This window comes from Escherichia sp. WS1451 (assembly GCF_046487365.1).
Classification (GTDB): Bacteria; Pseudomonadota; Gammaproteobacteria; order Enterobacterales; family Enterobacteriaceae; genus Escherichia; species Escherichia coli.
On the sequence record NZ_JBJQJP010000003.1, the window covers coordinates 279,541 to 306,538 of the forward strand.

The 26,998-nt window shown below is 52.4% G+C and carries 27 protein-coding genes; 16 read left to right on the forward strand and 11 right to left on the reverse strand.

The window, feature by feature from the left end; translation table 11 throughout:
- The first annotated feature begins 91 nt into the window (after nt 1-91).
- Both ispB and sfsB read left to right on the forward strand, forming a co-directional pair.
- Nucleotides 92-1,063 (forward strand): octaprenyl diphosphate synthase, encoded by a 972-nt coding sequence (ispB, locus tag ACJHX7_RS06680; protein ID WP_001047336.1) that lies wholly within the window; start codon nt 92-94, stop codon nt 1,061-1,063.
- 228 nt (nt 1,064-1,291) lie between these two features.
- Complete coding sequence (gene sfsB / locus ACJHX7_RS06685; protein ID WP_000445407.1) at nt 1,292-1,570, forward strand: DNA-binding transcriptional regulator SfsB; 279 nt, start codon at nt 1,292-1,294, stop codon at nt 1,568-1,570.
- A 47-nt stretch (nt 1,571-1,617) separates the two neighbouring features.
- Here sfsB and murA read toward each other — a convergent pair whose 3' ends face one another.
- The 7 genes from murA to mlaF all read right to left on the reverse strand — a co-directional run bounded on the left by murA (nt 1,618) and on the right by mlaF (nt 6,448).
- Nucleotides 1,618-2,877: a UDP-N-acetylglucosamine 1-carboxyvinyltransferase gene (gene murA, locus ACJHX7_RS06690; protein WP_000357259.1), complete on the reverse strand. Its 1,260-nt coding sequence runs from the start codon at nt 2,875-2,877 to the stop codon at nt 1,618-1,620.
- 54 nt (nt 2,878-2,931) lie between these two features.
- The gene (gene ibaG, locus ACJHX7_RS06695) at nt 2,932-3,186 is read right to left on the reverse strand and encodes a BolA family iron metabolism protein IbaG (protein ID WP_000429656.1); all 255 of its coding nucleotides are present in this window, start codon (nt 3,184-3,186) and stop codon (nt 2,932-2,934) included.
- A gap of 159 nt (nt 3,187-3,345) precedes the next feature.
- On the reverse strand, nt 3,346-3,639 hold the full coding sequence (mlaB, locus tag ACJHX7_RS06700; protein WP_000004487.1) for a lipid asymmetry maintenance protein MlaB: 294 nt from the start codon (nt 3,637-3,639) through the stop codon (nt 3,346-3,348).
- A complete protein-coding gene (mlaC, locus tag ACJHX7_RS06705; RefSeq protein WP_000476484.1) occupies nt 3,639-4,274 on the reverse strand; it encodes a phospholipid-binding protein MlaC in 636 nt (211 codons plus the stop codon). The genes mlaB and mlaC overlap by 1 nt, the downstream gene beginning before the upstream one ends.
- Before the next feature lie 18 nt (nt 4,275-4,292).
- Nucleotides 4,293-4,844 carry an outer membrane lipid asymmetry maintenance protein MlaD gene (gene mlaD, locus ACJHX7_RS06710; RefSeq protein ID WP_001296448.1) on the reverse strand — a complete coding sequence of 184 codons (552 nt, stop codon included), beginning with the start codon at nt 4,842-4,844 and terminating at the stop codon, nt 4,293-4,295.
- Nucleotides 4,845-4,848: 4 nt separating this feature from the next.
- On the reverse strand, nt 4,849-5,631 hold the full coding sequence (mlaE, locus tag ACJHX7_RS06715) for a lipid asymmetry maintenance ABC transporter permease subunit MlaE (RefSeq protein WP_000925795.1): 783 nt from the start codon (nt 5,629-5,631) through the stop codon (nt 4,849-4,851).
- A 7-nt stretch (nt 5,632-5,638) separates the two neighbouring features.
- The gene (gene mlaF / locus ACJHX7_RS06720; RefSeq protein ID WP_000438245.1) at nt 5,639-6,448 is read right to left on the reverse strand and encodes a phospholipid ABC transporter ATP-binding protein MlaF; all 810 of its coding nucleotides are present in this window, start codon (nt 6,446-6,448) and stop codon (nt 5,639-5,641) included.
- A gap of 209 nt (nt 6,449-6,657) precedes the next feature.
- On the opposite strand from mlaF, the gene ACJHX7_RS06725 reads away from it, so the two are divergent.
- The 12 genes from ACJHX7_RS06725 (at nt 6,658) to yrbL (ending at nt 15,466) form a co-directional block, all read left to right on the forward strand.
- Nucleotides 6,658-7,635 (forward strand): calcium/sodium antiporter, encoded by a 978-nt coding sequence (locus tag ACJHX7_RS06725; protein WP_022646167.1) that lies wholly within the window; start codon nt 6,658-6,660, stop codon nt 7,633-7,635.
- Between the two features lie 13 nt (nt 7,636-7,648).
- Nucleotides 7,649-8,635, forward strand: coding sequence for an arabinose-5-phosphate isomerase KdsD (kdsD, locus tag ACJHX7_RS06730; protein WP_001295557.1), 987 nt, complete (start codon nt 7,649-7,651; stop codon nt 8,633-8,635).
- Nucleotides 8,636-8,655: 20 nt separating this feature from the next.
- Nucleotides 8,656-9,222: a 3-deoxy-manno-octulosonate-8-phosphatase KdsC gene (gene kdsC / locus ACJHX7_RS06735; RefSeq protein ID WP_000030005.1), complete on the forward strand. Its 567-nt coding sequence runs from the start codon at nt 8,656-8,658 to the stop codon at nt 9,220-9,222.
- A complete protein-coding gene (lptC, locus tag ACJHX7_RS06740; protein WP_000030537.1) occupies nt 9,219-9,794 on the forward strand; it encodes an LPS export ABC transporter periplasmic protein LptC in 576 nt (191 codons plus the stop codon). Before kdsC ends, lptC begins: the two co-directional genes overlap by 4 nt.
- A complete protein-coding gene (gene lptA, locus ACJHX7_RS06745; protein ID WP_000669785.1) occupies nt 9,763-10,320 on the forward strand; it encodes a lipopolysaccharide ABC transporter substrate-binding protein LptA in 558 nt (185 codons plus the stop codon). Before lptC ends, lptA begins: the two co-directional genes overlap by 32 nt.
- A 6-nt stretch (nt 10,321-10,326) precedes the next feature.
- On the forward strand, nt 10,327-11,052 hold the full coding sequence (lptB, locus tag ACJHX7_RS06750; protein ID WP_000224099.1) for an LPS export ABC transporter ATP-binding protein: 726 nt from the start codon (nt 10,327-10,329) through the stop codon (nt 11,050-11,052).
- Nucleotides 11,053-11,099: 47 nt separating this feature from the next.
- Nucleotides 11,100-12,533: an RNA polymerase factor sigma-54 gene (gene rpoN, locus ACJHX7_RS06755; RefSeq protein WP_000809051.1), complete on the forward strand. Its 1,434-nt coding sequence runs from the start codon at nt 11,100-11,102 to the stop codon at nt 12,531-12,533.
- Between the two features lie 22 nt (nt 12,534-12,555).
- Nucleotides 12,556-12,843 carry a ribosome hibernation promoting factor gene (gene hpf, locus ACJHX7_RS06760; RefSeq protein ID WP_001176599.1) on the forward strand — a complete coding sequence of 96 codons (288 nt, stop codon included), beginning with the start codon at nt 12,556-12,558 and terminating at the stop codon, nt 12,841-12,843.
- A 117-nt stretch (nt 12,844-12,960) separates the two neighbouring features.
- A complete protein-coding gene (gene ptsN / locus ACJHX7_RS06765; protein WP_000183676.1) occupies nt 12,961-13,452 on the forward strand; it encodes a PTS IIA-like nitrogen regulatory protein PtsN in 492 nt (163 codons plus the stop codon).
- A 45-nt stretch (nt 13,453-13,497) separates the two neighbouring features.
- A complete protein-coding gene (gene rapZ / locus ACJHX7_RS06770; RefSeq protein WP_000243741.1) occupies nt 13,498-14,352 on the forward strand; it encodes an RNase adapter RapZ in 855 nt (284 codons plus the stop codon).
- Complete coding sequence (gene npr / locus ACJHX7_RS06775; RefSeq protein WP_000216791.1) at nt 14,349-14,621, forward strand: PTS phosphocarrier protein NPr; 273 nt, start codon at nt 14,349-14,351, stop codon at nt 14,619-14,621. Before rapZ ends, npr begins: the two co-directional genes overlap by 4 nt.
- A 212-nt stretch (nt 14,622-14,833) precedes the next feature.
- Complete coding sequence (yrbL, locus tag ACJHX7_RS06780) at nt 14,834-15,466, forward strand: PhoP regulatory network protein YrbL (protein ID WP_000620399.1); 633 nt, start codon at nt 14,834-14,836, stop codon at nt 15,464-15,466.
- On the opposite strand, the gene mtgA is transcribed toward yrbL, so the two are convergent.
- The 4 genes from mtgA to ACJHX7_RS06800 form a co-directional block, all read right to left on the reverse strand.
- The gene (gene mtgA / locus ACJHX7_RS06785) at nt 15,463-16,191 is read right to left on the reverse strand and encodes a monofunctional biosynthetic peptidoglycan transglycosylase (protein WP_000047098.1); all 729 of its coding nucleotides are present in this window, start codon (nt 16,189-16,191) and stop codon (nt 15,463-15,465) included. The genes yrbL and mtgA overlap by 4 nt on opposite strands.
- On the reverse strand, nt 16,188-16,841 hold the full coding sequence (elbB, locus tag ACJHX7_RS06790) for an isoprenoid biosynthesis glyoxalase ElbB (protein ID WP_001302019.1): 654 nt from the start codon (nt 16,839-16,841) through the stop codon (nt 16,188-16,190). The genes mtgA and elbB overlap by 4 nt, the downstream gene beginning before the upstream one ends.
- Before the next feature lie 229 nt (nt 16,842-17,070).
- Complete coding sequence (gene arcB, locus ACJHX7_RS06795) at nt 17,071-19,407, reverse strand: aerobic respiration two-component sensor histidine kinase ArcB (protein WP_000809774.1); 2,337 nt, start codon at nt 19,405-19,407, stop codon at nt 17,071-17,073.
- A 50-nt stretch (nt 19,408-19,457) separates the two neighbouring features.
- Entirely contained in the window at nt 19,458-20,432 is a 975-nt protein-coding gene (locus tag ACJHX7_RS06800; protein WP_410231547.1) for a TIGR01212 family radical SAM protein, read from the reverse strand.
- A gap of 674 nt (nt 20,433-21,106) precedes the next feature.
- Here ACJHX7_RS06800 and gltB point away from each other — a divergent pair.
- Together gltB and gltD are read left to right on the forward strand one after the other, a co-directional pair.
- Nucleotides 21,107-25,567, forward strand: a complete 4,461-nt coding sequence (gene gltB / locus ACJHX7_RS06805; protein ID WP_097465940.1) for a glutamate synthase large subunit — start codon at nt 21,107-21,109, stop codon at nt 25,565-25,567.
- Between the two features lie 12 nt (nt 25,568-25,579).
- Entirely contained in the window at nt 25,580-26,998 is a 1,419-nt protein-coding gene (gene gltD, locus ACJHX7_RS06810; protein ID WP_094030174.1) for a glutamate synthase subunit GltD, read from the forward strand.

Sequence of the window (26,998 nt, forward strand, 5' to 3'; positions counted from 1 at the left end):
TTCAGTACAATCACCCTATATTCCTAACCATAAACCCTAAGTTGCCTTTGTTCACAGTAAGGTAATCGGGGCGAAAAGCCCGGCTTTTGCGATGAATTTAGAAAAAATCAATGAGTTAACCGCGCAAGATATGGCGGGTGTTAATGCGGCAATCCTTGAGCAGCTTAATTCCGACGTCCAACTGATCAATCAGTTAGGCTATTACATCGTCAGCGGCGGCGGTAAACGTATTCGTCCGATGATTGCTGTACTGGCTGCACGAGCTGTTGGCTATGAGGGAAATGCGCATGTCACCATTGCTGCCCTGATCGAGTTTATCCACACGGCGACTCTGCTGCACGACGACGTTGTGGATGAATCAGATATGCGCAGGGGTAAAGCTACCGCCAACGCCGCATTTGGCAATGCCGCCAGCGTGCTGGTAGGCGATTTTATTTATACCCGCGCGTTCCAGATGATGACCAGCCTCGGCTCGCTCAAAGTGCTGGAAGTCATGTCAGAAGCCGTAAACGTCATCGCAGAAGGTGAAGTTCTGCAACTGATGAATGTTAACGATCCGGACATCACTGAAGAAAACTACATGCGCGTTATCTATAGCAAAACCGCGCGTCTGTTTGAGGCTGCCGCGCAGTGTTCCGGGATTCTGGCTGGCTGTACGCCGGAGGAGGAGAAAGGCCTGCAGGATTATGGGCGCTATCTCGGCACTGCTTTCCAGTTGATCGACGATTTACTCGATTACAATGCCGATGGCGAACAGTTAGGTAAAAACGTCGGCGACGATCTGAACGAAGGTAAACCGACGCTGCCGCTGCTGCATGCAATGCATCATGGCACACCAGAACAGGCACAGATGATTCGTACCGCCATCGAACAGGGTAACGGTCGCCATCTTCTGGAACCGGTTCTGGAAGCAATGAACGCTTGTGGATCTCTTGAATGGACGCGTCAGCGTGCTGAGGAAGAAGCAGACAAAGCCATCGCAGCGTTACAGGTGCTCCCGGACACCCCTTGGCGAGAAGCACTCATCGGCCTCGCGCACATCGCTGTTCAACGCGATCGTTAATCCCCTCCCCTCATCCCGCGCAGCGCGCGGGATGATTCCAGTAAATTCCATAAAAAACACTTATTCAGCTCTATAACACCTGAAAAATAGGGCTGTACATCTTTATATATTCTGAATATTCACACTCTTTACAGGAACTTTTTAGAGCAATAGGCCATCAGGAGTATAGTGATGCTCGACAGAAGAAGTGTTCTGAATGAAAGCGACTAACTTAAGGAGTGAGGAAAGATGGAAAGTAATTTCATTGACTGGCATCCCGCTGACATCATTGCGGGTTTGCGCAAGAAGGGAACGTCAATGGCGGCGGAATCTCGCAGAAATGGTTTGAGTTCCTCAACGCTGGCGAACGCATTATCGCGCCCCTGGCCGAAAGGAGAGATGATTATTGCGAAAGCCCTGGGAACTGACCCCTGGATTATCTGGCCATCTCGCTACCATGATCCGCAGACCCATGAGTTTATCGACAGAACGCAGTTGATGCGTAGCTACACTAAACCGAAAAAATGAGTGGTCTGGCGGTAGCCCCGCGAACGGGGCTGCCAGCTCTCAGACAATTACTCGCCTTTCACACGCTCAATATTTGCACCTAAAGCGCGCAGTTTGTCTTCAATGCGTTCGTAGCCACGATCGATGTGATAAATACGATCAACTACCGTCGTCCCTTCCGCAATACAGCCAGCCAGCACCAGGCTTGCTGATGCACGTAGATCGGTTGCCATAACCTGTGCGCCAGAAAGTTTTTCAACACCGTGACAAATAACGGTATTGCTTTCGATTTCGGCATGCGCGCCCATACGGCTCAGCTCTGGCACATGCATAAAGCGGTTTTCAAAGACCGTTTCGGTGATGAACCCGGTCCCTTCTGCCACCAGGTTCAACAGCGTGAACTGGGCCTGCATATCGGTCGGGAATGCCGGATGCGGCGCGGTACGTACGTTAACAGCCTTCGGACGTTTGCCATGCATATCCAGGCTAATCCAGTCTTCGCCGACTTCGATGTCCGCTCCAGCGTCACGCAGTTTCGCCAGCACGGCGTCCAGAGTATCTGGCTGCGCGTTACGGCAGATAATTTTGCCGCGAGAGATCGCCGCCGCCACCAGGAAAGTACCGGTTTCGATACGATCCGGCAGCACGCGATAGACACCGCCGCCTAAACGTTCCACACCTTCAATGACGATACGATCGGTGCCCTGACCGCTAATTTTCGCACCCAGCGTAATCAGGAAGTTCGCGGTATCGACGATTTCCGGTTCACGCGCTGCGTTTTCAATAATCGTGGTGCCTTCGGCCAGGGTTGCAGCACACATGATGGTCACCGTTGCGCCAACGCTGACTTTATCCATCACGATATGTGCGCCTTTCAAACGACCATCGACGGAAGCTTTAACGTAACCTTCTTCCAGTTTGATGGTCGCGCCTAATTGTTCGAGACCAGAAATGTGTAGATCAACCGGACGTGCACCAATCGTACAACCGCCAGGCAGTGAAACTTGCCCCTGACCAAAGCGCGCTACCAGCGGCCCCAGCGCCCAGATAGAAGCACGCATGGTTTTAACCAGATCGTAAGGTGCGCAGAATACATTAACGTCGCGGGCATCAATGTGCACAGAACCATTACGTTCTACTTTCGCACCCAGCTGGCTTAGCAGCTTCATTGATGTATCGACGTCTTTTAGTTTCGGGACGTTCTGGATCTCTACCGGTTCTTCCGCCAGTAGTGCGGCAAAAAGGATAGGCAGAGCAGCATTTTTAGCGCCGGAAATTGTGACTTCGCCCTGGAGCTTCGTTGGCCCCTGAACACGAAATTTATCCATTTAGTTTGTTCTCAGTTAACAATTCATATCCGCTACCGGCGAATCGCCCATAGCTCAAAAGCCGTTCAGTTTGCGATCGCGCGCCCACTCCGCAGGGGTATACGCTTTGATCGACACAGCATGAATGCGGTTATCCGCAATATATTCCATCAGCGGGCCATAGACCGTCTGCTGTTTTTTTACCCGACTCATGCCGTCAAACAACTCACCCACGGCAATAACCTGAAAGTGGCTGCCATCGCCGGAAACGTGGACTTCCTGGAGGGAGAGAGCGTTCATCAACACGCTCTGAATTTCATTATTTTCCATGGGATCTTCAATCATCAGTTAATAAATCAGCGAAACATCTTAGAGCAAAGTTGCGCTGGCATAAATAAGCAAAAAGCCTCGCTGATAAATCAGACAAGGCTCGACTTGCAGGCAGGTTTGCCGGACAGGCGGTTAACGCCATATCCGGCCTGAAAAAATTTAACGAGGCAGAACATCAGCAGGCAAATTATACAATTTCGCCAGGGTATACACTTTGTCGTTTACCCCCTGAAGCGTCACATTGTTGCCCTGCTTTTTCGCCAGATCGATAAGATGGAGCAGCAGTGCCAGTCCACCCGTATCCACGCGAGACACACGGCTAAGATCGATGCTGGTAATCCCCTTCACCGCTTCCTCACGTATTTCCCAAAGCGGTAGCAGAACGTCCTGATCCAGCTCTCCGGATAACGCCAGCGTGTCACCCGTCTGCATCCAGCTCAGTGACTCGCTCATTATTTTTTCTCTTCCAGAGTGATTTTCTGTTGAGAAATCGATTTCAGTTGTGCAGTCAGGCCGTCGATACCTTTGGTACGCAGCAGCGTTCCCCACTCGTTTTGTTTGGTGGTGATCATACTGACGCCTTCAGCAATCATGTCGTAAGCCTGCCAGTTGCCCGTCTGGGAGTTTTTACGCCATTGGAAGTCCAGACGCACCGGCGGGCGGCCATTTGGGTCAATAATGGTAACGCGAATAGGCACAATGGTTTTATCGCCCAGCGGCTGTTCTGGCGCAATCTGATAGGTTTGACCGTGATACATCGCCAGCGCCTGACCGTAAGCCTGCTTCAGGTACTCACGGAAAGCGGCAAAGTAAGCATCACGTTGAGCAGGGGTCGCACTCTTGTAATACTGGCCCAGCACCAGCGCACCGGCGTATTTCACCTGTACGTATGGCAGCAGTTCCTGATCGACAATGGTACGCAGATAATCCGGGTTGGCCCGAATTTGCGGTTGCTCATTCTTCAGGCGATCGAACGTTTTCTGCGCCGCCTCGTCCATCAGCTTATACGGATTGGTCTGGTCTGCCGCGGTTGCCGCACTCAGCGGTGCAATCACCAGCAAAGCGACCATCATTAAACGTTTAAACATGCGTCGGTTCTCCTGAAATTATTTCGTTGTACCCACAGGTTCAGTGGTTTCATTATTACCTGGCGCAGCAGCTGGCGCATCGCCACTATTCTTATTGTCATCGCCTTTACTACCGTAAAGGAACTGACCAATGAGATCTTCCAGCACCATCGCAGACTTGGTGTCCTGAATTGTATCGCCATCCTTCAGGATAGCAGTCCCCAGTTCCGGGTCTTCAAAACCGACGTTTAATGCCAGATATTGTTCCCCCAGCAGGCCGGAAGTACGAATGCTCAGCGAACTGGTATCAGGAATGTGGTTATAACGTTGTTCAATTTCCAGCGTTACGCGCGGCAGATAGGTTTTCGGGTCCAGCGTAATATCCGCCACCCGGCCCACAACAACGCCACCAATGCTGACCGGAGAGCGCGCTTTCAGGCCGCCAATGTTATCGAACGTCGCATAAAGCGTATAGGTCGGTTCAGTACGTATGGACGTCACGTTCGCCGCCTTCAGGCAAACAAACAGCGCCGCCAGTAGTGCTGCTAATAAAAAGATACCCACCCAAATTTCATTTTTTTTCGTTTGCATGAACTCAATTCCCAAACATCAATGCGGTCAGCACAAAATCCAGCCCCAGAACAGCCAGAGACGAGTGGACAACGGTGCGAGTGGTTGCCCGGCTAATCCCGGCAGACGTCGGGATGGCGTCGTAGCCGTTAAACAACGAAATCCACGTCACCGTGATGGCAAACACCACGCTCTTAATCAGACAGTTGACCAGATCCATACGCCAGTCGACGGCATTTTGCATTGCCGACCAGAAGAACCCGCTATCAATGCCTTTCCAACTGACGCCGACCAGAGATCCGCCCCAGATCCCCACGGCGACGAAAATAACCGTCAACAGTGGTAATGAAATAACCCCAGCCCAGAAACGGGGAGAAATAACCCGACGCAACGGATCCACCGCCATCATCTCCATACTGGAGAGTTGCTCTGTAGCGCGCATCAGGCCGATTTCTGCGGTTAGCGCCGAACCAGCACGCCCGGCAAACAACAACGCGGCAACCACCGGCCCCAGTTCACGCAGTAGCGATAACGCCACCAGCATACCCAGACTGGTTTCCGCACTATAAGTGGTCAGAACCAGATAACCTTGCAGCCCCAACACCATTCCGATGAACACGCCAGAAACTACAATAATCAGCATCGACAGGACGCCGACATTATAGAGCTGGCGCACCAGCAGCGGCGCATGTTTGCGAAATTCCGGTTTGCCGACCAGCGCATTGAATAACATTAACCCGGCCCGCCCGAACGTTCTCAGGGTTTTAATCCCTTTATGTCCGAGCGACGCCAGCGCATTTAACAGCATGAGTGGCTTAACTCCCTGGTAAAAGATCAGCGTGATAATCGCCGGCAGGATAGCGGAACGGAACAGGCCCGTCAGCTATCCCGTCCAGAAACTGACGTACGCGCGGATCAGGATTCGCCTGCAACGCCTGGGCACTGCCATGAGCGACAATTTTTTTGTCCGCCAGGATCCAGGCGTGATCCGCAATACTTAACACTTCCGGCACATCGTGAGAAACCACCACACAAGTCACGCCCAGCGCGCTGTTCAGCTCAGAAATCAGCTTCACCAGTACGCCCATGGTGATGGGATCTTGCCCAACAAAGGGTTCATCAAACATGATGAGATCCGGCTCCAGCGCAATCGCACGCGCCAGAGCTGCACGCCGCGCCATCCCACCGGAAAGTTCAGAAGGCATAAGTTTAGCCGCTCCACGCAGCCCCACGGCCTCCAGCTTCATCATCACCGTACTATGCAACAATGGCGCGGGAAGTTGGGTATGTTCGCGCAGTGGATAGGCGACGTTGTCAAATACGTTCATATCAGTGAACAACGCCCCGGACTGAAATAACATGCTCATCCGTTTGCGCACTGTATACAGGCGCGAACGAGACATCGCCGGAATATTCTCACCATCGAAAAGGATCTCACCATGATCTGGTGCGATTTGCCCGCCAATCAGACGGAGTAGCGTCGTTTTACCGATGCCCGATGGCCCCATGATCGCCGTGATCTTCCCTCGCGGCACGGTCAGGGAAATATTATCGAAGATGCAGCGATTTCCACGCGTAAAACTGACATCGCGCATATCGACTAAATTCGCCACAGACTGCTCCATAATTCACCCTTCGTCTTGCGTTGATTTTCTAAGCATGGCGCTCAATTTAACCTTGAACCCAACATATTTACAGAATATTACCCGCCGTGGTTAGCGAAAGCTGGCATTTGTTTTACTTTTTAGCCGCATAAAGTCAAAATTAAGAATCCGTTACGGCTTTCTGAAAATCTTCAGCGGACCGGCGAGTATACCTGAAGAAAGGACGTTAGATGCTTTTAGCTACGGCACTGTTAATTGTTGGTTTACTTTTGGTCGTTTACAGTGCCGACCGCCTGGTTTTTGCCGCGTCTATTCTTTGCCGAACCTTTGGCATCCCGCCGCTAATCATCGGCATGACGGTGGTCAGTATTGGTACATCGTTACCAGAAATCATCGTCTCGCTTGCCGCGTCTTTGCACGAACAACGCGATTTAGCCGTTGGTACAGCCCTCGGCTCAAACATTATCAATATATTGCTGATCCTCGGTCTTGCTGCGCTGGTTCGTCCTTTTACCGTCCATTCTGATGTTCTACGCCGTGAATTACCCTTAATGTTGTTGGTCAGCGTGGTGGCCGGTTCCGTACTCTATGACGGACAACTTAGTCGCAGCGATGGTATCTTTCTCCTCTTTCTGGCTGTGCTATGGCTGCTGTTCATTGTTAAACTTGCACGTCAGGCTGAACGTCAGGGGACTGACAGCCTGACCAGAGAGCAGCTTGCAGAGTTGCCGCGTGACGGTGGATTGCCCGTCGCGTTTTTATGGCTCGGCATTGCGCTTATCATCATGCCAGTGGCCACGCGGATGGTGGTTGATAACGCCACGGTGCTGGCGAATTACTTTGCCATCAGCGAGTTGACGATGGGTCTGACGGCAATTGCTATCGGAACCAGCCTGCCGGAACTGGCAACCGCAATAGCGGGGGTTCGCAAAGGTGAAAACGACATTGCTGTCGGAAATATCATTGGCGCAAACATATTTAATATTGTCATCGTGTTGGGTTTACCCGCGCTGATAACGCCAGGAAAGATTGATCCACTGGCGTACAGTCGTGACTACAGCGTGATGTTGCTGGTGAGCATTATTTTTGCGTTGCTGTGCTGGCGGCGCTCCCCGCAATCGGGCCGTGGTGTAGGGGTATTATTAACTGGCGGATTTATCGTATGGCTGGCGATGTTGTACTGGTTATCGCCAATACTCGTTGAATAACTGGAAACGCATTATGTCGCACGTAGAGTTACAACCGGGTTTTGACTTTCAGCAAGCAGGTAAAGAAGTCCTGGCGATTGAACGTGAATGCCTGGCGGAGCTTGATCAATACATCAATCAGAATTTCACGCTTGCCTGTGAAAAGATGTTCTGGTGTAAAGGGAAAGTTGTCGTCATGGGGATGGGGAAATCGGGGCACATCGGGCGCAAAATGGCGGCAACGTTTGCCAGCACCGGTACACCTTCATTTTTCGTCCATCCTGGTGAAGCCGCGCATGGTGATTTAGGCATGGTCACCCCACAGGATGTGGTGATTGCTATCTCTAACTCAGGTGAATCCAGCGAAATCACGGCCTTAATTCCAGTGCTTAAGCGTCTTCACGTACCGTTAATCTGCATCACCGGTCGCCCGGAGAGCAGCATGGCGCGCGCCGCAGATGTGCATCTGTGTGTTAAAGTAGCGAAAGAAGCCTGTCCGTTAGGGCTGGCACCGACCAGCAGCACCACCGCCACGCTGGTTATGGGCGATGCCCTCGCTGTCGCGCTGTTAAAAGCACGCGGCTTTACTGCTGAAGATTTTGCGCTCTCACACCCAGGCGGCGCACTGGGTCGTAAACTTCTGCTGCGCGTAAACGATATTATGCATACGGGCGATGAGATCCCGCATGTTAAGAAAACGGCCAGTCTGCGTGACGCATTGCTGGAAGTTACCCGCAAAAATCTTGGTATGACTGTCATTTGCGATGACAATATGATGATTGAAGGCATCTTTACCGACGGTGATTTACGCCGTGTCTTCGATATGGGCGTGGATGTTCGTCAGTTAAGTATTGCCGATGTGATGACGCCAGGGGGAATACGTGTGCGCCCTGGCATTCTGGCCGTTGAGGCACTGAACTTAATGCAGTCCCGCCATATTACCTCCGTGATGGTTGCCGATGGCGACCATTTACTCGGTGTGTTACATATGCATGATTTACTGCGTGCAGGCGTAGTGTAAAGATTCAAGGATAAACAACAATGAGCAAAGCAGGTGCGTCGCTTGCGACCTGTTACGGCCCTGTCAGCGCCGACGTTATAGCAAAAGCAGAGAACATTCGTCTGCTGATCCTCGATGTCGATGGCGTACTGTCAGATGGCCTGATTTATATGGGCAATAATGGCGAAGAGCTGAAAGCGTTCAATGTTCGTGACGGTTATGGCATTCGTTGTGCGCTCACCTCTGATATTGAAGTCGCTATCATTACCGGGCGAAAGGCTAAACTGGTAGAAGATCGTTGTGCCACATTGGGGATCACTCACTTGTATCAGGGGCAGTCAAACAAACTGATCGCCTTTAGCGATCTGCTGGAAAAACTGGCGATTGCCCCGGAAAATGTGGCTTATGTCGGCGATGATCTCATCGACTGGCCGGTAATGGAAAAAGTGGGGTTAAGCGTCGCCGTGGCCGATGCGCATCCACTGTTGATCCCGCGCGCCGATTACGTGACGCGCATTGCTGGCGGTCGTGGCGCAGTGCGAGAAGTTTGCGACTTATTACTCCTGGCGCAGGGCAAACTGGATGAAGCCAAAGGGCAATCGATATGAGTAAAGCCAGACGTTGGGTTATCATTGTGCTATCACTGGCGGTTCTGGTGATGATCGGCATTAATATGGCCGAAAAAGACGATACCGCCCAGGTGGTCGTCAACAACAATGATCCCACCTATAAAAGCGAGCATACGGACACGCTCGTCTATAACCCAGAAGGGGCACTAAGCTATCGATTGATTGCTCAACATGTTGAATATTATTCCGATCAGGCCGTTTCGTGGTTTACGCAGCCGGTACTTACCACGTTTGATAAGGATAAAATCCCGACATGGTCCGTAAAAGCAGATAAAGCCAAGCTGACCAATGACCGGATGCTCTATTTATATGGACACGTTGAAGTCAACGCACTCGTGCCGGACTCTCAACTTCGCAGAATCACGACGGATAACGCGCAGATCAATCTGGTGACGCAGGATGTTACCTCTGAAGACCTCGTCACGTTATACGGAACAACATTTAACTCCAGCGGTCTGAAAATGCGCGGCAACTTACGCAGCAAGAACGCCGAGCTGATTGAAAAGGTTAGAACATCCTATGAAATTCAAAACAAACAAACTCAGCCTTAATCTTGTGCTTGCCAGCTCACTTCTGGCCGCCAGCATTCCGGCATTTGCCGTAACCGGAGACACTGATCAGCCGATCCACATTGAATCGGACCAGCAATCTCTTGATATGCAAGGCAACGTGGTTACCTTTACCGGTAATGTCATCGTCACCCAGGGCACCATCAAAATTAATGCCGACAAAGTGGTCGTTACCCGTCCGGGCGGCGAACAAGGTAAAGAAGTGATTGACGGCTACGGTAAACCGGCAACGTTCTACCAGATGCAGGACAATGGTAAACCCGTTGAAGGTCACGCTTCCCAGATGCACTACGAACTGGCAAAAGATTTTGTCGTTCTGACGGGTAATGCTTATCTGCAGCAGGTCGATAGCAACATTAAGGGCGATAAGATCACTTACCTGGTGAAAGAGCAGAAAATGCAGGCTTTCAGCGACAAAGGTAAGCGCGTAACCACCGTTCTGGTGCCGTCGCAGCTGCAGGACAAAAACAACAAAGGCCAGACCCCGGCACAGAAGAAGGGTAATTAATTCGTTATGGCAACATTAACTGCAAAGAACCTTGCAAAAGCCTATAAAGGCCGTCGCGTGGTAGAAGACGTCAGCCTGACCGTCAACTCCGGGGAAATTGTCGGTCTGCTGGGGCCAAACGGTGCCGGTAAGACCACCACTTTCTACATGGTTGTAGGCATTGTGCCGCGCGATGCGGGCAACATCATTATTGATGATGACGATATCAGTCTGCTGCCTCTGCATGCACGCGCGCGCCGCGGTATCGGCTATCTGCCACAGGAAGCCTCCATTTTCCGTCGCCTCAGCGTTTACGATAACCTGATGGCGGTACTGCAAATTCGTGACGACTTGTCTGCTGAACAACGTGAAGACCGCGCGAACGAGCTGATGGAAGAGTTTCACATTGAGCACCTGCGTGACAGCATGGGGCAGTCACTCTCCGGGGGTGAACGTCGCCGTGTAGAAATTGCCCGCGCACTGGCTGCGAATCCGAAATTTATTCTGCTCGACGAACCGTTTGCCGGGGTTGACCCGATCTCGGTTATCGACATTAAACGCATCATTGAACACCTGCGCGACAGCGGCCTGGGCGTACTGATCACTGACCACAACGTGCGTGAAACACTGGCGGTTTGTGAACGCGCTTATATCGTCAGTCAGGGGCATTTGATCGCCCACGGCACGCCTACAGAAATCTTACAAGACGAACACGTTAAGCGTGTATACCTTGGGGAAGACTTCAGACTCTGATAGGGTAGAAGTTTGCGACGTTTTAGCAGGAGAGTACGATTCTGAACATGAAGCAAGGTTTGCAACTCAGGCTTAGCCAACAACTGGCGATGACGCCACAGCTCCAACAGGCAATTCGTCTGTTGCAGTTGTCGACGCTGGAACTTCAGCAGGAGCTACAGCAGGCGCTGGAGAGTAATCCGCTGCTTGAGCAAATCGACACTCATGAAGAAATCGACACCCGCGAAACGCAAGACAGTGAAACACTGGACACCGCCGACGCGCTCGAACAAAAAGAGATGCCGGAAGAGCTGCCGCTCGATGCCAGTTGGGACACCATTTACACCGCTGGTACACCATCCGGCACCAGCGGTGACTACATTGACGACGAGCTGCCGGTCTATCAGGGCGAAACGACGCAGACCTTGCAGGATTACCTGATGTGGCAGGTCGAGTTGACACCGTTTTCCGACACTGACCGCGCTATTGCTACCTCTATCGTCGATGCCGTTGATGACACTGGTTATCTGACTGTCCCGCTGGAAGATATTCTCGAAAGTATGGGCGATGAAGAGATTGACATCGACGAAGTTGAAGCCGTCCTTAAGCGGATCCAACGGTTTGATCCGGTCGGTGTGGCGGCAAAAGATCTGCGTGACTGCCTGCTGATCCAACTCTCCCAATTCGATAAAACCACGCCGTGGCTGGAAGAGGCCAGACTGATTATTAGCGATCATCTCGATCTGTTAGCCAATCACGACTTCCGCACTTTAATGCGCGTCACGCGTCTGAAAGAAGATGTGCTGAAAGAAGCCGTCAATCTGATCCAGTCGCTCGATCCGCGCCCCGGGCAGTCGATCCAGACTGGCGAACCTGAGTATGTCATTCCAGATGTGCTGGTGCGTAAGCATAACGGTCACTGGACGGTAGAACTCAACAGTGACAGCATTCCGCGTCTGCAAATCAACCAGCACTACGCCTCGATGTGCAATAACGCGCGCAACGATGGTGACAGCCAGTTTATCCGCAGCAATCTGCAGGATGCCAAATGGTTGATCAAGAGTCTGGAAAGCCGTAACGATACGCTACTGCGCGTGAGTCGCTGTATCGTTGAACAGCAGCAAGCCTTCTTTGAGCAAGGTGAAGAATATATGAAACCGATGGTACTGGCCGATATCGCCCAGGCTGTCGAAATGCATGAATCGACGATATCTCGCGTGACCACGCAAAAATACCTGCATAGTCCACGAGGCATTTTTGAACTGAAGTATTTCTTTTCCAGTCACGTCAATACCGAGGGCGGCGGCGAAGCTTCCTCCACGGCGATTCGTGCGCTGGTGAAGAAATTAATCGCGGCGGAAAACCCAGCGAAACCGTTGAGCGACAGCAAGTTAACCTCTTTGCTGTCGGAACAAGGTATCATGGTGGCACGCCGCACTGTTGCGAAGTACCGAGAGTCTTTATCCATTCCGCCGTCAAACCAGCGTAAACAGCTCGTTTGACCCAACCGATAAGGAAGACACTATGCAGCTCAACATTACCGGAAATAACGTCGAGATCACCGAGGCACTGCGCGAATTTGTTACAGCCAAATTTGCCAAACTTGAGCAATATTTTGACCGAATCAACCAGGTCTATGTTGTTCTGAAAGTGGAGAAAGTCACCCACACCTCAGATGCAACACTGCATGTAAACGGTGGTGAAATTCATGCCAGCGCGGAAGGTCAGGACATGTACGCTGCCATTGATGGCTTAATTGATAAGCTGGCACGCCAGTTGACCAAACATAAAGATAAACTGAAACAACACTAATTGTCCGGGCAATTAGCATGTGCATGGCGGCCTGTTGTGCGGCACAACGGGCCATTTGTACGGTTAATGCTCCGAGCCTGTTCCACTGTTTGAGTGGGCAGGTTCTTAGGTGAAATTATGACAAATAATGATACAACTCTACAGCTTAGCAGTGTTCTTAACAGGGAATGTACGCGAAGCCGCGTCCACTGTCAGAGCAAAAAACGCGCCCTGGAAATCATCAGCGAGCTGGCGGCGAAACAACTTAGCCTGCCGCCTCAGGTGGTTTTTGAAGCTATCCTGACGCGGGAAAAAATGGGCAGTACCGGTATCGGCAATGGTATTGCCATTCCGCATGGCAAACTGGAAGAAGATACTCTGCGTGCCGTTGGCGTTTTCGTTCAGCTCGAAACGCCTATAGCTTTCGATGCCATCGACAACCAACCGGTGGATTTACTTTTTGCCCTGCTGGTGCCGGCAGACCAAACTAAAACGCACCTGCATACTCTGTCACTGGTGGCGAAACGTCTGGCGGACAAAACCATCTGCCGCCGTTTACGCGCAGCCCAGAGCGATGAAGAGCTGTATCAAATCATTACGGATACCGAAGGTACTCCGGATGAAGCGTAGTTATTCGGTAATGTCTCTTTTAGACGTTGTGAGGAGAAACAGTACATGGTACTGATGATCGTCAGCGGACGTTCAGGTTCAGGTAAATCTGTCGCCCTGCGTGCGCTGGAAGATATGGGTTTTTACTGCGTGGATAACCTTCCCGTAGTGTTGTTACCCGATCTGGCTCGAACTCTGGCCGATCGCGAGATTTCTGCCGCCGTCAGCATTGATGTTCGTAATATGCCGGAGTCACCAGAAATATTCGAACAGGCGATGAGTAACCTACCTGACGCTTTCTCACCGCAACTACTGTTCCTGGATGCCGACCGTAATACCTTAATTCGTCGTTACAGTGACACGCGCCGACTGCATCCGCTTTCCAGCAAAAACCTGTCGCTGGAAAGTGCTATCGACAAAGAAAGCGATTTGCTGGAGCCTCTGCGTTCGCGAGCGGATCTGATTGTCGATACCTCAGAAATGTCCGTTCACGAGCTGGCTGAAATGCTGCGTACCCGTCTGCTGGGTAAACGTGAACGCGAACTGACCATGGTCTTTGAGTCTTTTGGCTTCAAACACGGTATCCCTATCGATGCAGATTACGTCTTTGACGTGCGCTTCTTGCCGAACCCGCACTGGGATCCGAAACTGCGTCCAATGACAGGTCTGGATAAGCCTGTCGCCGCGTTCCTCGACCGCCACACAGAAGTACACAATTTTATCTACCAGACGCGAAGCTATCTTGAGCTATGGTTACCTATGCTGGAAACCAACAACCGTAGCTACCTGACGGTCGCCATTGGTTGTACCGGCGGGAAGCACCGTTCGGTGTATATTGCAGAGCAACTGGCAGACTACTTCCGCTCGCGCGGTAAAAACGTCCAGTCACGCCATCGTACGCTGGAAAAACGTAAACCATGACCGTCAAGCAAACTGTTGAAATCACAAACAAGCTGGGCATGCATGCCCGGCCTGCAATGAAGCTGTTTGAATTAATGCAAGGTTTTGACGCTGAAGTGCTGTTACGTAATGACGAAGGCACCGAGGCTGAAGCCAACAGCGTTATTGCACTGCTGATGCTGGATTCTGCCAAAGGACGGCAGATTGAAGTTGAAGCGACCGGTCCGCAGGAAGAGGAAGCACTGGCCGCCGTTATCGCCCTCTTTAACTCTGGTTTTGATGAAGATTAATCTTCATCACTTTGACATTCAAATCCCTTCAAGCTCCCCCGGCAATAAGAAAAGCGCGTACTGAAATCGTTATCAATCAACGTCAATTGTACATTTCGTGCGCTTTTTACTTTCAGAAGAACCTTAAGAAAACCTTAAGAAGCATTGTTTAGATTTCGTTTAAGTTAATCGACCATACTGGAGATCGTCAGAAAATATTTCCAGGAGATGGCATGATTCGCTTATCTGAACAAAGTCCCCTGGGCACCGGAAGACATCGGAAATGTTATGCGCATCCGGAAGATGCCCAACGCTGTATCAAGATTGTCTACCATCGTGGCGATGGTGGCGATAAAGAGATCCGCCGTGAGTTAAAGTACTACGCGCATCTTGGTCGTCGGTTAAAAGACTGGAGTGGAATACCGCGCTATCACGGTACCGTTGAGACGGATTGCGGAACCGGTTATGTCTACGATGTGATTGCAGATTTTGACGGCAAACCCTCCATTACGCTGACCGAATTTGCTGAACAATGCCGTTACGAAGAAGACATTGCACAACTGCGCCAGATACTGAAACAGCTGAAGCGTTATTTGCAGGATAACCGTATCGTGACGATGTCGCTGAAGCCGCAGAATATCCTCTGTCACCGCATCAGTGAGTCAGAGGTTATCCCCGTCGTCTGCGACAACATTGGTGAAAGCACATTGATTCCACTGGCGACCTGGTCGAAGTGGTGTTGTCTGCGTAAGCAAGAGCGGTTATGGAAACGATTTATCGCCCAACCGGCGCTGACTATTGCCCTGCAGAAAGATCTGCAACCTCGTGAAAGCAAAACGCTGACCCTCACTTCGCGCGAAGCTTAATCCAGCTGGTGTTGTTGCATAAACGACTCACCGCCTAACTGATACATCTGCCGTAAAATCCACGCCTGACGGCTACGCACGTAGCCCGATGGCGCGGAGACTTTGAAACGAAGTGGATTAGGTAATACAGCTGCCAGTAATGCAGCTTCCGACCGGGTAAGCTTGCTCGCGGGTTTGTGGAAATAACGTTGTGCCGCAGCTTCGACGCCAAACACACCGTCGCCAAATTCGGCGATATTCAGGTAAACCGTCAGGATACGCTTTTTGCTCCAGACCGTTTCTATCCCCAGCGTTAATCCAGCTTCCAGCCCTTTTCGAACCCAGCTACGCCCATCCCATAAAAAGAGATTTTTGGCAGTCTGCTGAGAAATCGTTGAAGCACCGCGAATACGGTTTTCATTGCGCTCGTTGTGCGCCAGGGCTTTCTCAATGGAAGCGACATCAAAGCCCCAGTGCTCAGGAAATGTCTGATCTTCTGCGGCAATCACCGCCAGTCCCATCCACGGCGAGATTTGATCCATACTGACCCAGTCAGAATGTGCCACGTAACGAAAATTGCCATGCAGCCAGGCGCTGACCTGTCGCTCGACCATTACCGCTGAGAAAGGAACAGGCGCAACGCTAAACAACGCGATGCCCCCGCCCCAAAAAACGGCGAGGACAACCATTAACCGCAAAAGAAAACGGCGAACGAAACTAAACACCGTTAAGCGGCTTTTACTCATTCAGCCAGAACCAGCACGCGGGAAACCAGCTTATCAATGCCGCTCGCCGCTTCTGCAATGTTCTGCGCCAGCATATATGCCGGGGTGGTGACAATCTTATTGTCTTCATCAACCACGATATCATCGACAGGACACGGCACATGCTCCGCGCCCATCTCTTCCAGCACTTCTGCGGTATCAATATCAGTACCGATGGTCAAACGCAGCGGGAAATCGAAAATTTTCGGCAGCATCGCCGGGGCAATACACATAAAACCAAGCGGTTTTCCGGCCTGATGCATCGCTTGTGCCAGCGCCTTTAATTCACGGTCAACGGTGCATTCGCGACCAAGACTGGCAAAATTGCTTAAATTCTTCGCCGCGCCAAACCCCCCCGGCACAATCAACGCATCCAGTTCAGCGGCATCGGCCTGGGCCAGAGGACGGATTTCACCGCGCGTTATTCGTGCCGCTTCAATCAGCACATTGCGCGTTTCCGTCATCGCTTCGCCCGTTAAATGGTTGATAACATCAACCTGCTGCTTATCCGGTGCAAAGCAGACCGCCTGCGCACCGCTGCGTGAAATAGCTAACAACGTCAACACCGCTTCATGAATTTCAGAACCGTCATAAACGCCGCATCCGCTCAGAATTACGCCAATTTTCTTCATTGTGATCATCCTTTCGCAATTGACTGAAACACATTAATTTTTTTAATAAAAATGCTACGCATCACACATTTAACTGATTCATGTAACAAATCATTTAAGTTTTGCTATCTTAACTGCGTGCGGCCTGAAAAACAGTGCTGTGCCCTTGTAACTCATCATAATAATTTACGGCGCAGCCAAGATTTCCCTGGTGTTGGCGCAGTATTCGCGCACCCCGGTCTAGCCGGGGTCATTTTTTAGTGGCTTTTGCCACCCACGCTTTCAGTACTTCTACGTCGTGACGCCACTCTTCTTTCATCTCTTCAATCCATTCACCGACGTTATCTTCCCAGGCGGGAAGGTCAGGAGACTGAATTTGCTGACCCAGCTGTTGCAGATGGCGTAACCCCACTGACCCCGCCGCACCTTTAATTTTATGTCCTTCCTCAACAATGCCTTTTTTATCCTGCGCCGTCAGATTCGACTCCAGCACGCTGACATAGCCCGGCATCATCTTCTCAAACACCGCTAACCCGTCGGTGATCAGCTTCGGTCCTACAAGTTCGAGATACTGTTCCAGCATGGGAATATCGAGCAATGCTTCTGATTTACTGTTCTCTTCTGTCGTCACCGTACTTTCCTCATCATCCTGGGTATCCCAGAATTTCTTGATCATCGCGGTTAGCGCCGGAACAGAAAGCGGCTTACTCAGCACATCATCCATTCCAGCATTGAGGTACTCTTGTTTGTCTTTCAGCACGTTAGCGGTTAAGGCCACCAGCGGTGGTAAATCCTCGCGCGGATAACGCTTCGTCAGTTCACGAGAGATATCCAGCCCGGTCATATCTGGCAACTGAATATCCAGCAACACCAGGTCGTATTCGCCCGGTTTAAACATCTCCAGCGCCGCCTTGCCGGTCATGGCGACATCAACGCTGTTACCTAATTTTTCCAGCACAGAGCGTGCGACAATCACGTTCAGTTCAATGTCTTCCACCAGCAGCACATTCAGCGCCGGTAAAGGCATATCGTCTTCATCAAACGCATCATCAACCTCTTCTGCTACCGACGGTGCGTGGATCGTCAACGTAAAGGTTGAACCTTTGCCCTGTTCGCTGGTAACCGTAATATCGCCGCCCATATTTTTCGCCAGACGACGAGAAACGGCCAGACCAATACCGGTGCCGGTGGCAGGTTTACCGCCATGACTGTCTTTCACCTGGTAATACATGGCGAAGATTTTATCCAGCTCATCCTGCGGAATGCCGATACCAGAGTCTTCCACTTCAAAATGCAGCATATCGCCTTCATCGTAGCGCACGCGCACGGTAACCTGGCCTTGCTGGGTGAATTTGACGGCGTTACTGATGAGGTTCCACAGGATCTGCCGTAAACGCGTCCCGTCGGTAATGACCTGATGCGGTAATGGCAGCGTCGGCTCCAGATTAAAGCGCAATCCTTTTTGTTGCGCCTGCAAGGCGGAGAGATTTTCCAGATCGGCAAGGAAGCTGGTGAAATCAACCGGCTGATTATCAAGCTGGACCTTGCGCCGTTCCATCTTATCCATGTCGATAATATCGTTGAAGATATTCCCCAGCGTGACGGCCGAAACATGGATGGTTTTGAGGTATTTTTCCTGCTCGGCGGTGAGTTCGGTATCCAGCAGAATGCGGCTCAGGCCGACGATACCATTCAGCGGTGTACGCAATTCGTGACTGATGGTGGAGATAAACGTCGTTTTGTCGCGGCTGGCCCGTTCAAGCGCATCCTGATACCGCTTACGCTCGGTAATGTCGCGACCAAAGCCCATCAAACCGTGACGTTTACCCACGCGGTCGTAGTACGGCACTTTACGGATTTCAAAGCAGGCTTTGCGCCCGTCCGGGTAATCCAGCCACTGTTCATAGGTCAGTGACACATTATGACGGAACACTTTTTCATCGGTTTCAATGACTTTTGCGGCGGCTTCCGGTGAGTAAACATCAGCAGGTTTCAGGTGAACCAGTTGTTTTTCGCTTTTTCCGGTCAGCAGCTCCATCGCGCGGTTACAGCCGGAAAACTCTTTATCTTCGTTACGATAAAAAACCAGGTCGGGTGAAGCATCAAGGAAGGAACGTAAGAATGAGGATTGCTGTTCGAGCTGAATTTGTGTCTCTTCACGCTCTTTAATTTCAATTTTCAGTTGGCCGAAGGTTTCCTGCAGTTCTGCTTCCGCTTTTTCACGAACGGCGATTTCCTGATTTAGCTGGGCAATATTATCTTTTAACTGAACGTTGAGGCTCAAATCGCGCTCGCGCATCTCCTCCAGTTTTTGCACCAGCCGTGACAGACGTTGCCGTGACTCCTCCAGTTGCTCGACGACCACCGATAGAAAGTAGACCGCCCACGGCGTAATCAGCAAACCAAAGAAGATAGAACGAATAACATCAATGCTTTCGACCTGACCATGCAGCACCATGGTTACCGCCATTTGTACCACAATGGCAAGAACGACGAGGGCCAGCGCCAGCAACATTGAGAAGCGCACCAGACCTAACTTCATCATCAGGTCAACATAATACTGCGCCAGCAGACGAATTTGCTTCATTAGGGAATTCCTTCACGACAACCTGCCCCAATAATACCCAATTCTGACAGTTACGTTATAAATTGTGTGAGAAATGCGGAATTCCCCTCAATGACCCACTCCGTAGGAGGTAGCCACGGACGTCCCAGCGCCGATCCCTGTACGCCATGTTCATTCAGATAGCGATCCAGCTCGACCATTCCCGTCCATCGATTTTCGCACCACAGCGGAGCAAGCAGCGTCGGGCGACGGGCGCTGGCGGAAATGCGGTGGTAGATCACTTCCGGTGGCGTATGGCGAATCATTTCTCCGGCAGTGAGCGTGTAATCCTCCAGTTCAATTCCGTTCAAACGCCCCGCTTCCCAGGCTTTCGCCATAATGCTGCCTTTCACTATATGCAGCGGATGCAGCTTTATGCCGTCCACGCCGGTTTCAACCACTCGCTCCAGCGTTTGCAAACATTCAGCCTGCCCTTCGCCAGGCAGGCCGACAATTAAGTGAGAACACACCTTCAGCCCACGCTCACGCGCCAGCTGCGTCGTGCGCTGATAACAGGCAAAATCATGACCGCGATTGATGCGATGCAACGTTTTGTCGTGGGCGGTTTGTAGCCCCAGCTCCAGCCACACTTCGTAACCCTGGTCCTTATATTCGCAAAGCAGATCCAGCACCGCATCCGGCACGCAGTCCGGGCGGGTACCAACACACAAACCGACAATATTGGCCTGGCTCACCGCCTGCTGATACATAGAACGCAGCACCTGAACTTCCGCAAAGGTGCTGGTATACGCCTGAAAGTAGGCCAGATAGCGTTTAGCGCGGTTAACTAAATTCGCCTGGTGCGCCAGTTGCTCGGCAATGGAACGATGCTGCTGCGCTTCATCGGCAAACGAGGCAACATTACAGAATGTGCAGCCACCACGCCCGATGGTACCGTCACGGTTAGGGCAGCTAAAACCGCCGTGCAGCGTCAGCTTATGCACCTTTTGCCCATAACGACGGGTGAGATCACCACCAAACATATTGACTAATTTCTGTAACTGCATAATCTGATAGACCGCGCCTTGAAAAGAGGCCAAAGCCTGCCATTTTTAGCTCAATTCGGCGATGACCTGGATCAATCGTCCCGGCCTGCTTTTATCAACTGCATAATCAATCAAAATTACCGAAATTTCATGCATAATCACATAAATCACTTTTGCTTATCTTGTGTCAGATTTTTTTATCTCCTTATGGATTTTAGGCAAAAACAGTAGCATGAAACGTCATTACCAATTAAGGCAGTATAAAATGCTGGTTTTCTCGTTAGTTCAAGGCAGGATAAGGGTTAACACGCCTTTATGACAGTCAGGAATTGGCTGTTTCTCTAACGACGCCCCTTTTAGCCTTAATTAGAAAATCCATTTTAATTTCAGTCAATTAATAAAGAATTTTGCGCTAAAGCACATTTCTGTACCAATAAGCTTGCCATTTGACCTGTATCAGCTTTCCCGATAAGTTGGAAATCCGCTGGAAGCTTTCTGGATGAGCAGCCTGCTCATCATATTTATGCAGTAATTGAGATCCCCTCTTCACCGTATTAACCGATGCGAAAAGGACAACAAGGGGGCGAATGCGAGGCGCGCGTATGACACGCAAACCCCGTCGCCACGCTCTTTCTGTGCCCGTGCGCAGCGGTTCGGAAGTGGGGTTCCCGCAGAGCCTGGGGGAGGTTCACGATATGTTGTACGATAAATCCCTTGAGAGGGATAACTGTGGTTTCGGCCTGATCGCCCACATAGAAGGCGAACCTAGCCACAAGGTAGTGCGTACTGCAATACACGCACTGGCCCGCATGCAGCACCGTGGCGCGATTCTCGCCGATGGTAAAACCGGTGACGGTTGCGGCTTGCTGTTACAAAAACCGGATCGCTTTTTTCGCATCGTTGCGCAGGAGCGCGGCTGGCGTTTAGCGAAAAACTACGCCGTCGGGATGCTCTTCCTGAATAAAGATCCTGAACTCGCCGCTGCCGCACGCCGCATCGTTGAAGAAGAGCTGCAACGCGAAACCTTATCGATTGTGGGCTGGCGTGATGTCCCCACCAACGAAGGCGTGCTGGGTGAAATCGCCCTCTCCTCTCTGCCACGCATTGAGCAAATTTTTGTGAACGCCCCGGCAGGCTGGCGTCCGCGCGATATGGAGCGCCGTCTGTTTATCGCCCGCCGCCGCATTGAAAAGCGTCTCGAAGCCGACAAAGACTTCTACGTCTGTAGCCTGTCGAATCTGGTGAACATCTATAAAGGTCTGTGTATGCCGGCGGATCTGCCGCGCTTTTATCTGGATCTTGCGGACCTGCGTCTGGAATCGGCCATTTGCCTGTTCCACCAGCGCTTCTCCACTAACACCGTACCGCGCTGGCCGCTGGCGCAGCCGTTCCGCTACCTGGCGCATAACGGTGAAATCAACACCATCACCGGTAACCGCCAATGGGCGCGTGCGCGTACCTATAAATTCCAGACGCCGCTGATCCCTGACCTGCACGACGCCGCGCCGTTCGTCAACGAAACCGGCTCTGATTCCAGTTCCATGGATAACATGCTGGAACTGCTGCTGGCAGGCGGGATGGATATCATCCGTGCCATGCGCCTGTTAGTGCCACCCGCCTGGCAGAACAACCCGGATATGGACCCGGAACTGCGTGCCTTCTTTGACTTTAACTCCATGCATATGGAGCCGTGGGATGGCCCGGCGGGCATCGTGATGTCCGATGGTCGCTTCGCTGCCTGTAACCTCGACCGTAACGGTCTGCGTCCGGCACGCTACGTCATTACCAAAGATAAGCTCATCACCTGCGCCTCTGAAGTCGGCATCTGGGATTATCAGCCTGACGAAGTGGTCGAAAAAGGCCGCGTCGGGCCAGGCGAACTGATGGTGATCGACACCCGCAGTGGGCGCATTCTGCACTCGGCAGAAACTGATGACGATCTGAAAAGCCGCCATCCATATAAAGAGTGGATGGAGAAAAACGTCCGCCGACTGGTACCGTTTGAAGATCTGCCCGATGAAGAAGTAGGTAGCCGCGAACTGGACGACGACACACTTGCCAGTTACCAGAAACAGTTTAACTACAGCGCGGAAGAGCTGGACTCCGTAATTCGCGTACTGGGCGAAAACGGTCAGGAAGCGGTCGGTTCGATGGGCGACGACACCCCATTCGCCGTGCTCTCCAGTCAGCCGCGCATTATTTACGACTACTTCCGCCAGCAGTTTGCCCAGGTGACTAACCCGCCAATCGACCCGCTGCGTGAAGCGCATGTTATGTCGCTCGCCACCAGTATCGGTCGTGAAATGAACGTCTTTTGCGAAGCAGAGGGCCAGGCGCACCGTTTAAGCTTTAAATCGCCGATTCTGCTCTACTCCGATTTCAAACAGCTCACGACGATGAAAGAGGAGCACTACCGCGCAGATACGCTGGATATCACCTTTGACGTCACCAAAACCACGCTCGAAGCGACGGTCAAAGAGCTGTGTGACAAAGCCGAAAAAATGGTACGTAGCGGCACTGTGCTGCTGGTGCTCTCCGACAGGAATATCGCTAAAGATCGCCTGCCGGTTCCAGCCCCGATGGCGGTTGGCGCGATCCAGACCCGTCTGGTCGATCAAAGCCTGCGTTGCGATGCCAACATCATCGTCGAAACCGCCAGCGCCCGCGATCCGCACCATTTCGCCGTGTTGCTGGGCTTCGGTGCGACGGCTATTTATCCATACCTTGCCTATGAAACGCTGGGCCGCCTGGTAGACACCCATGCGATTGCCAAAGATTATCGTACCGTGATGCTGAACTACCGTAACGGCATCAACAAAGGCTTGTACAAAATCATGTCCAAAATGGGCATCTCCACCATCGCCTCTTACCGCTGCTCGAAACTGTTTGAAGCGGTCGGTCTACACGATGATGTAGTGGGCCTGTGCTTCCAGGGCGCGGTCAGCCGCATTGGCGGGGCAAGCTTTGAAGACTTCCAGCAGGATCTGCTGAATCTGTCGAAACGTGCCTGGCTGGCGCGTAAGCCCATCAGCCAGGGCGGCCTGCTGAAATATGTGCACGGCGGCGAATACCACGCCTACAACCCGGACGTGGTGCGCTCGCTGCAACAGGCGGTACAAAGCGGCGAGTACAGCGACTATCAGGAATACGCGAAGCTGGTTAATGAGCGTCCGGCAACCACGCTGCGCGATCTGCTGGCAATTACGCCGGGTGAAAACGCGGTCAACATTGCTGATGTTGAACCGGCAAGCGAACTGTTTAAACGCTTCGATACCGCTGCGATGTCTATCGGCGCGTTAAGCCCGGAAGCCCACGAGGCGCTGGCGGAAGCGATGAACAGCATCGGCGGTAACTCGAACTCCGGTGAAGGCGGTGAAGATCCGGCGCGCTACGGCACCAACAAAGTGTCGCGCATCAAGCAGGTGGCGTCCGGTCGCTTCGGTGTTACTCCGGCGTACCTGGTCAATGCCGACGTCATTCAGATTAAAGTCGCCCAGGGCGCGAAGCCGGGCGAAGGCGGTCAATTGCCGGGTGATAAAGTCACTCCTTACATTGCCAAACTGCGCTATTCGGTGCCCGGAGTGACGCTGATCTCCCCGCCGCCGCACCACGATATCTACTCTATCGAGGACTTAGCGCAGCTCATTTTCGACCTCAAGCAGGTTAACCCGAAAGCGATGATCTCCGTGAAGCTGGTGTCCGAACCGGGCGTTGGTACCATCGCGACTGGCGTGGCGAAAGCTTATGCCGATTTAATCACCATCGCAGGCTATGACGGCGGCACCGGCGCAAGTCCGCTTTCATCGGTGAAATACGCAGGCTGTCCGTGGGAGCTGGGACTTGTTGAAACACAACAGGCACTGGTTGCCAACGGCTTGCGTCATAAAATCCGTTTGCAGGTCGATGGCGGCCTGAAAACCGGCGTTGATATCATCAAAGCGGCGATTCTCGGCGCAGAAAGCTTCGGCTTCGGCACTGGCCCGATGGTGGCGCTCGGCTGTAAATATCTGCGTATTTGCCACCTGAACAACTGCGCGACGGGTGTAGCAACTCAGGATGACAAACTGCGTAAGAATCACTATCACGGCCTGCCGTTCAAGGTGACTAATTACTTTGAGTTTATCGCCCGTGAAACCCGCGAGCTGATGGCACAGCTGGGCGTAACACGTCTGGTGGATCTGATTGGTCGCACCGACCTGCTGAAAGAGCTGGACGGTTTCACCGCCAAACAGCAGAAACTGGCGCTGTCGAAGCTGCTGGAGACTGCCGAGCCGCATGCAGGTAAGGCACTTTACTGCACCGAAAACAATCCGCCGTTTGATAACGGCCTGCTGAACGCGCAGTTGCTGCAACAGGCAAAACCGTTTGTTGATGAACGCCAGAGCAAAACCTTCTGGTTCGATATCCGCAACACCGACCGTTCTGTCGGCGCGTCGCTTTCAGGCTATATCGCCCAGACGCACGGCGATCAGGGGCTGGCAGCCGATCCGATCAAGGCGTACTTCAACGGCACCGCAGGCCAGAGCTTCGGCGTGTGGAACGCGGGCGGCGTGGAACTGTACCTGACCGGTGATGCCAACGACTATGTCGGTAAAGGCATGGCGGGCGGCTTAATCGCCATTCGTCCTCCGGTTGGCTCAGCCTTCCGCAGCCATGAAGCAAGCATTATCGGCAACACCTGCCTGTATGGCGCGACCGGAGGTCGTCTGTATGCCGCAGGCCGCGCGGGTGAACGTTTCGGCGTACGTAACTCCGGTGCTATCACCGTGGTAGAAGGCATTGGCGACAACGGCTGTGAATATATGACGGGCGGTATTGTCTGTATTCTGGGTAAAACCGGCGTTAACTTCGGCGCGGGCATGACCGGCGGCTTCGCTTACGTTCTCGATGAAAGCGGCGATTTCCGCAAACGCGTTAACCCGGAACTGGTCGAGGTCTTAAGCGTTGACGATTTGGCGATCCATGAAGAGCATCTGCGTGGTCTTATCACCGAGCATGTGCAGCATACCGGTTCCCAGCGCGGTGAAGAGATTCTGGCGAACTGGTCAACCTTCGCCACGAAATTCGCGCTGGTTAAACCGAAGTCCAGTGATGTAAAAGCACTGCTGGGTCACCGTAGTCGTAGCGCAGCAGAGTTGCGCGTGCAGGCGCAGTAAGGGGTAGCAACAATGAGTCAGAATGTTTATCAATTTATCGACCTGCAGCGCGTTGATCCGCCAAAGAAACCGCTGAAGATCCGCAAAATTGAGTTTGTTGAAATTTACGAGCCGTTTTCCGAAGGCCAGGCCAAAGCGCAGGCTGACCGCTGCCTGTCGTGCGGCAACCCATACTGCGAGTGGAAATGCCCGGTACACAACTACATCCCGAACTGGCTGAAGCTCGCCAACGAGGGGCGTATTTTTGAAGCGGCGGAACTGTCGCATCAGACCAATACCCTGCCGGAAGTGTGCGGACGTGTCTGCCCGCAAGACCGTCTGTGCGAAGGTTCCTGCACCCTGAACGATGAGTTCGGCGCAGTGACCATCGGCAACATTGAGCGCTATATCAACGATAAAGCGTTCGAGATGGGCTGGCGTCCGGATATGTCCGGCGTGAAACAGACCGGTAAAAAAGTGGCGATTATCGGCGCAGGCCCGGCGGGTCTGGCGTGTGCAGATGTCCTGACGCGCAACGGCGTAAAAGCAGTCGTCTTCGACCGTCACCCGGAAATCGGCGGCTTGCTGACCTTCGGTATTCCGGCCTTCAAGCTGGAAAAAGAGGTAATGACGCGCCGCCGTGAAATCTTCACGGGCATGGGTATTGAATTCAAACTCAATACCGAAGTGGGCCGCGACGTACAGCTGGACGATCTGCTGAGTGATTACGATGCCGTGTTCCTTGGCGTCGGAACTTATCAGTCAATGCGCGGCGGGCTGGAAAACGAAGACGCCGATGGCGTGTACGCAGCGCTGCCGTTCCTCATCGCCAACACCAAACAGTTAATGGGCTTTGGCGAAACCAACGACGAACCGTTCGTCAGCATGGAAGGTAAACGCGTGGTGGTCCTTGGCGGTGGCGACACTGCGATGGACTGCGTGCGCACGTCTGTACGCCAGGGGGCAAAGCACGTTACCTGTGCCTATCGTCGTGATGAAGAGAACATGCCGGGTTCCCGCCGCGAAGTGAAAAACGCGCGGGAAGAAGGCGTAGAGTTCAAATTCAACGTCCAGCCGCTGGGTATTGAAGTGAACGGCAACGGTAAAGTCAGCGGCGTGAAAATGGTGCGCACAGAAATGGGCGATCCGGATGCCAAAGGCCGTCGCCGCGCGGAGATCGTTGCAGGTTCCGAACATATCGTTCCGGCAGATGCGGTGATCATGGCGTTTGGTTTCCGCCCACACAGCATGGAATGGCTGGCAAAACACAGCGTCGAGCTGGATTCGCAGGGGCGCATTATCGCCCCGGAAGGCAGCGACAACGCTTTCCAGACCAGCAACCCGAAAATCTTTGCTGGCGGCGATATCGTCCGTGGTTCCGATCTGGTGGTGACCGCTATTGCCGAAGGTCGTAAGGCGGCAGATGGCATTATGAACTGGCTGGAAGTTTAA

What these genes read in the sequence shown, in the direction of transcription:
- gltD (WP_094030174.1), top strand. Translation starts at nt 25,580, where the DNA reads ATGAGTCAGAATGTTTATCAATTTATCGACCTGCAGCGCGTTGATCCG.
- rpoN (WP_000809051.1), top strand. Translation starts at nt 11,100, where the DNA reads ATGAAGCAAGGTTTGCAACTCAGGCTTAGCCAACAACTGGCGATGACG.
- mlaC (WP_000476484.1), bottom strand. Translation starts at nt 4,274, where the DNA reads ATGTTTAAACGTTTAATGATGGTCGCTTTGCTGGTGATTGCACCGCTG.
- kdsC (WP_000030005.1), top strand. Translation starts at nt 8,656, where the DNA reads ATGAGCAAAGCAGGTGCGTCGCTTGCGACCTGTTACGGCCCTGTCAGC.
- kdsD (WP_001295557.1), top strand. Translation starts at nt 7,649, where the DNA reads ATGTCGCACGTAGAGTTACAACCGGGTTTTGACTTTCAGCAAGCAGGT.
- lptB (WP_000224099.1), top strand. Translation starts at nt 10,327, where the DNA reads ATGGCAACATTAACTGCAAAGAACCTTGCAAAAGCCTATAAAGGCCGT.
- arcB (WP_000809774.1), bottom strand. Translation starts at nt 19,407, where the DNA reads ATGAAGCAAATTCGTCTGCTGGCGCAGTATTATGTTGACCTGATGATG.
- rapZ (WP_000243741.1), top strand. Translation starts at nt 13,498, where the DNA reads ATGGTACTGATGATCGTCAGCGGACGTTCAGGTTCAGGTAAATCTGTC.
- npr (WP_000216791.1), top strand. Translation starts at nt 14,349, where the DNA reads ATGACCGTCAAGCAAACTGTTGAAATCACAAACAAGCTGGGCATGCAT.
- ptsN (WP_000183676.1), top strand. Translation starts at nt 12,961, where the DNA reads ATGACAAATAATGATACAACTCTACAGCTTAGCAGTGTTCTTAACAGG.
- ACJHX7_RS06800 (WP_410231547.1), bottom strand. Translation starts at nt 20,432, where the DNA reads ATGCAGTTACAGAAATTAGTCAATATGTTTGGTGGTGATCTCACCCGT.
- mlaF (WP_000438245.1), bottom strand. Translation starts at nt 6,448, where the DNA reads ATGGAGCAGTCTGTGGCGAATTTAGTCGATATGCGCGATGTCAGTTTT.
- murA (WP_000357259.1), bottom strand. Translation starts at nt 2,877, where the DNA reads ATGGATAAATTTCGTGTTCAGGGGCCAACGAAGCTCCAGGGCGAAGTC.
- gltB (WP_097465940.1), top strand. Translation starts at nt 21,107, where the DNA reads ATGTTGTACGATAAATCCCTTGAGAGGGATAACTGTGGTTTCGGCCTG.
- mlaE (WP_000925795.1), bottom strand. Translation starts at nt 5,631, where the DNA reads ATGCTGTTAAATGCGCTGGCGTCGCTCGGACATAAAGGGATTAAAACC.
- mlaD (WP_001296448.1), bottom strand. Translation starts at nt 4,844, where the DNA reads ATGCAAACGAAAAAAAATGAAATTTGGGTGGGTATCTTTTTATTAGCA.
- ibaG (WP_000429656.1), bottom strand. Translation starts at nt 3,186, where the DNA reads ATGGAAAATAATGAAATTCAGAGCGTGTTGATGAACGCTCTCTCCCTC.
- yrbL (WP_000620399.1), top strand. Translation starts at nt 14,834, where the DNA reads ATGATTCGCTTATCTGAACAAAGTCCCCTGGGCACCGGAAGACATCGG.
- elbB (WP_001302019.1), bottom strand. Translation starts at nt 16,841, where the DNA reads ATGAAGAAAATTGGCGTAATTCTGAGCGGATGCGGCGTTTATGACGGT.
- ispB (WP_001047336.1), top strand. Translation starts at nt 92, where the DNA reads ATGAATTTAGAAAAAATCAATGAGTTAACCGCGCAAGATATGGCGGGT.
- mtgA (WP_000047098.1), bottom strand. Translation starts at nt 16,191, where the DNA reads ATGAGTAAAAGCCGCTTAACGGTGTTTAGTTTCGTTCGCCGTTTTCTT.
- hpf (WP_001176599.1), top strand. Translation starts at nt 12,556, where the DNA reads ATGCAGCTCAACATTACCGGAAATAACGTCGAGATCACCGAGGCACTG.
- lptA (WP_000669785.1), top strand. Translation starts at nt 9,763, where the DNA reads ATGAAATTCAAAACAAACAAACTCAGCCTTAATCTTGTGCTTGCCAGC.
- lptC (WP_000030537.1), top strand. Translation starts at nt 9,219, where the DNA reads ATGAGTAAAGCCAGACGTTGGGTTATCATTGTGCTATCACTGGCGGTT.
- ACJHX7_RS06725 (WP_022646167.1), top strand. Translation starts at nt 6,658, where the DNA reads ATGCTTTTAGCTACGGCACTGTTAATTGTTGGTTTACTTTTGGTCGTT.
- sfsB (WP_000445407.1), top strand. Translation starts at nt 1,292, where the DNA reads ATGGAAAGTAATTTCATTGACTGGCATCCCGCTGACATCATTGCGGGT.
- mlaB (WP_000004487.1), bottom strand. Translation starts at nt 3,639, where the DNA reads ATGAGCGAGTCACTGAGCTGGATGCAGACGGGTGACACGCTGGCGTTA.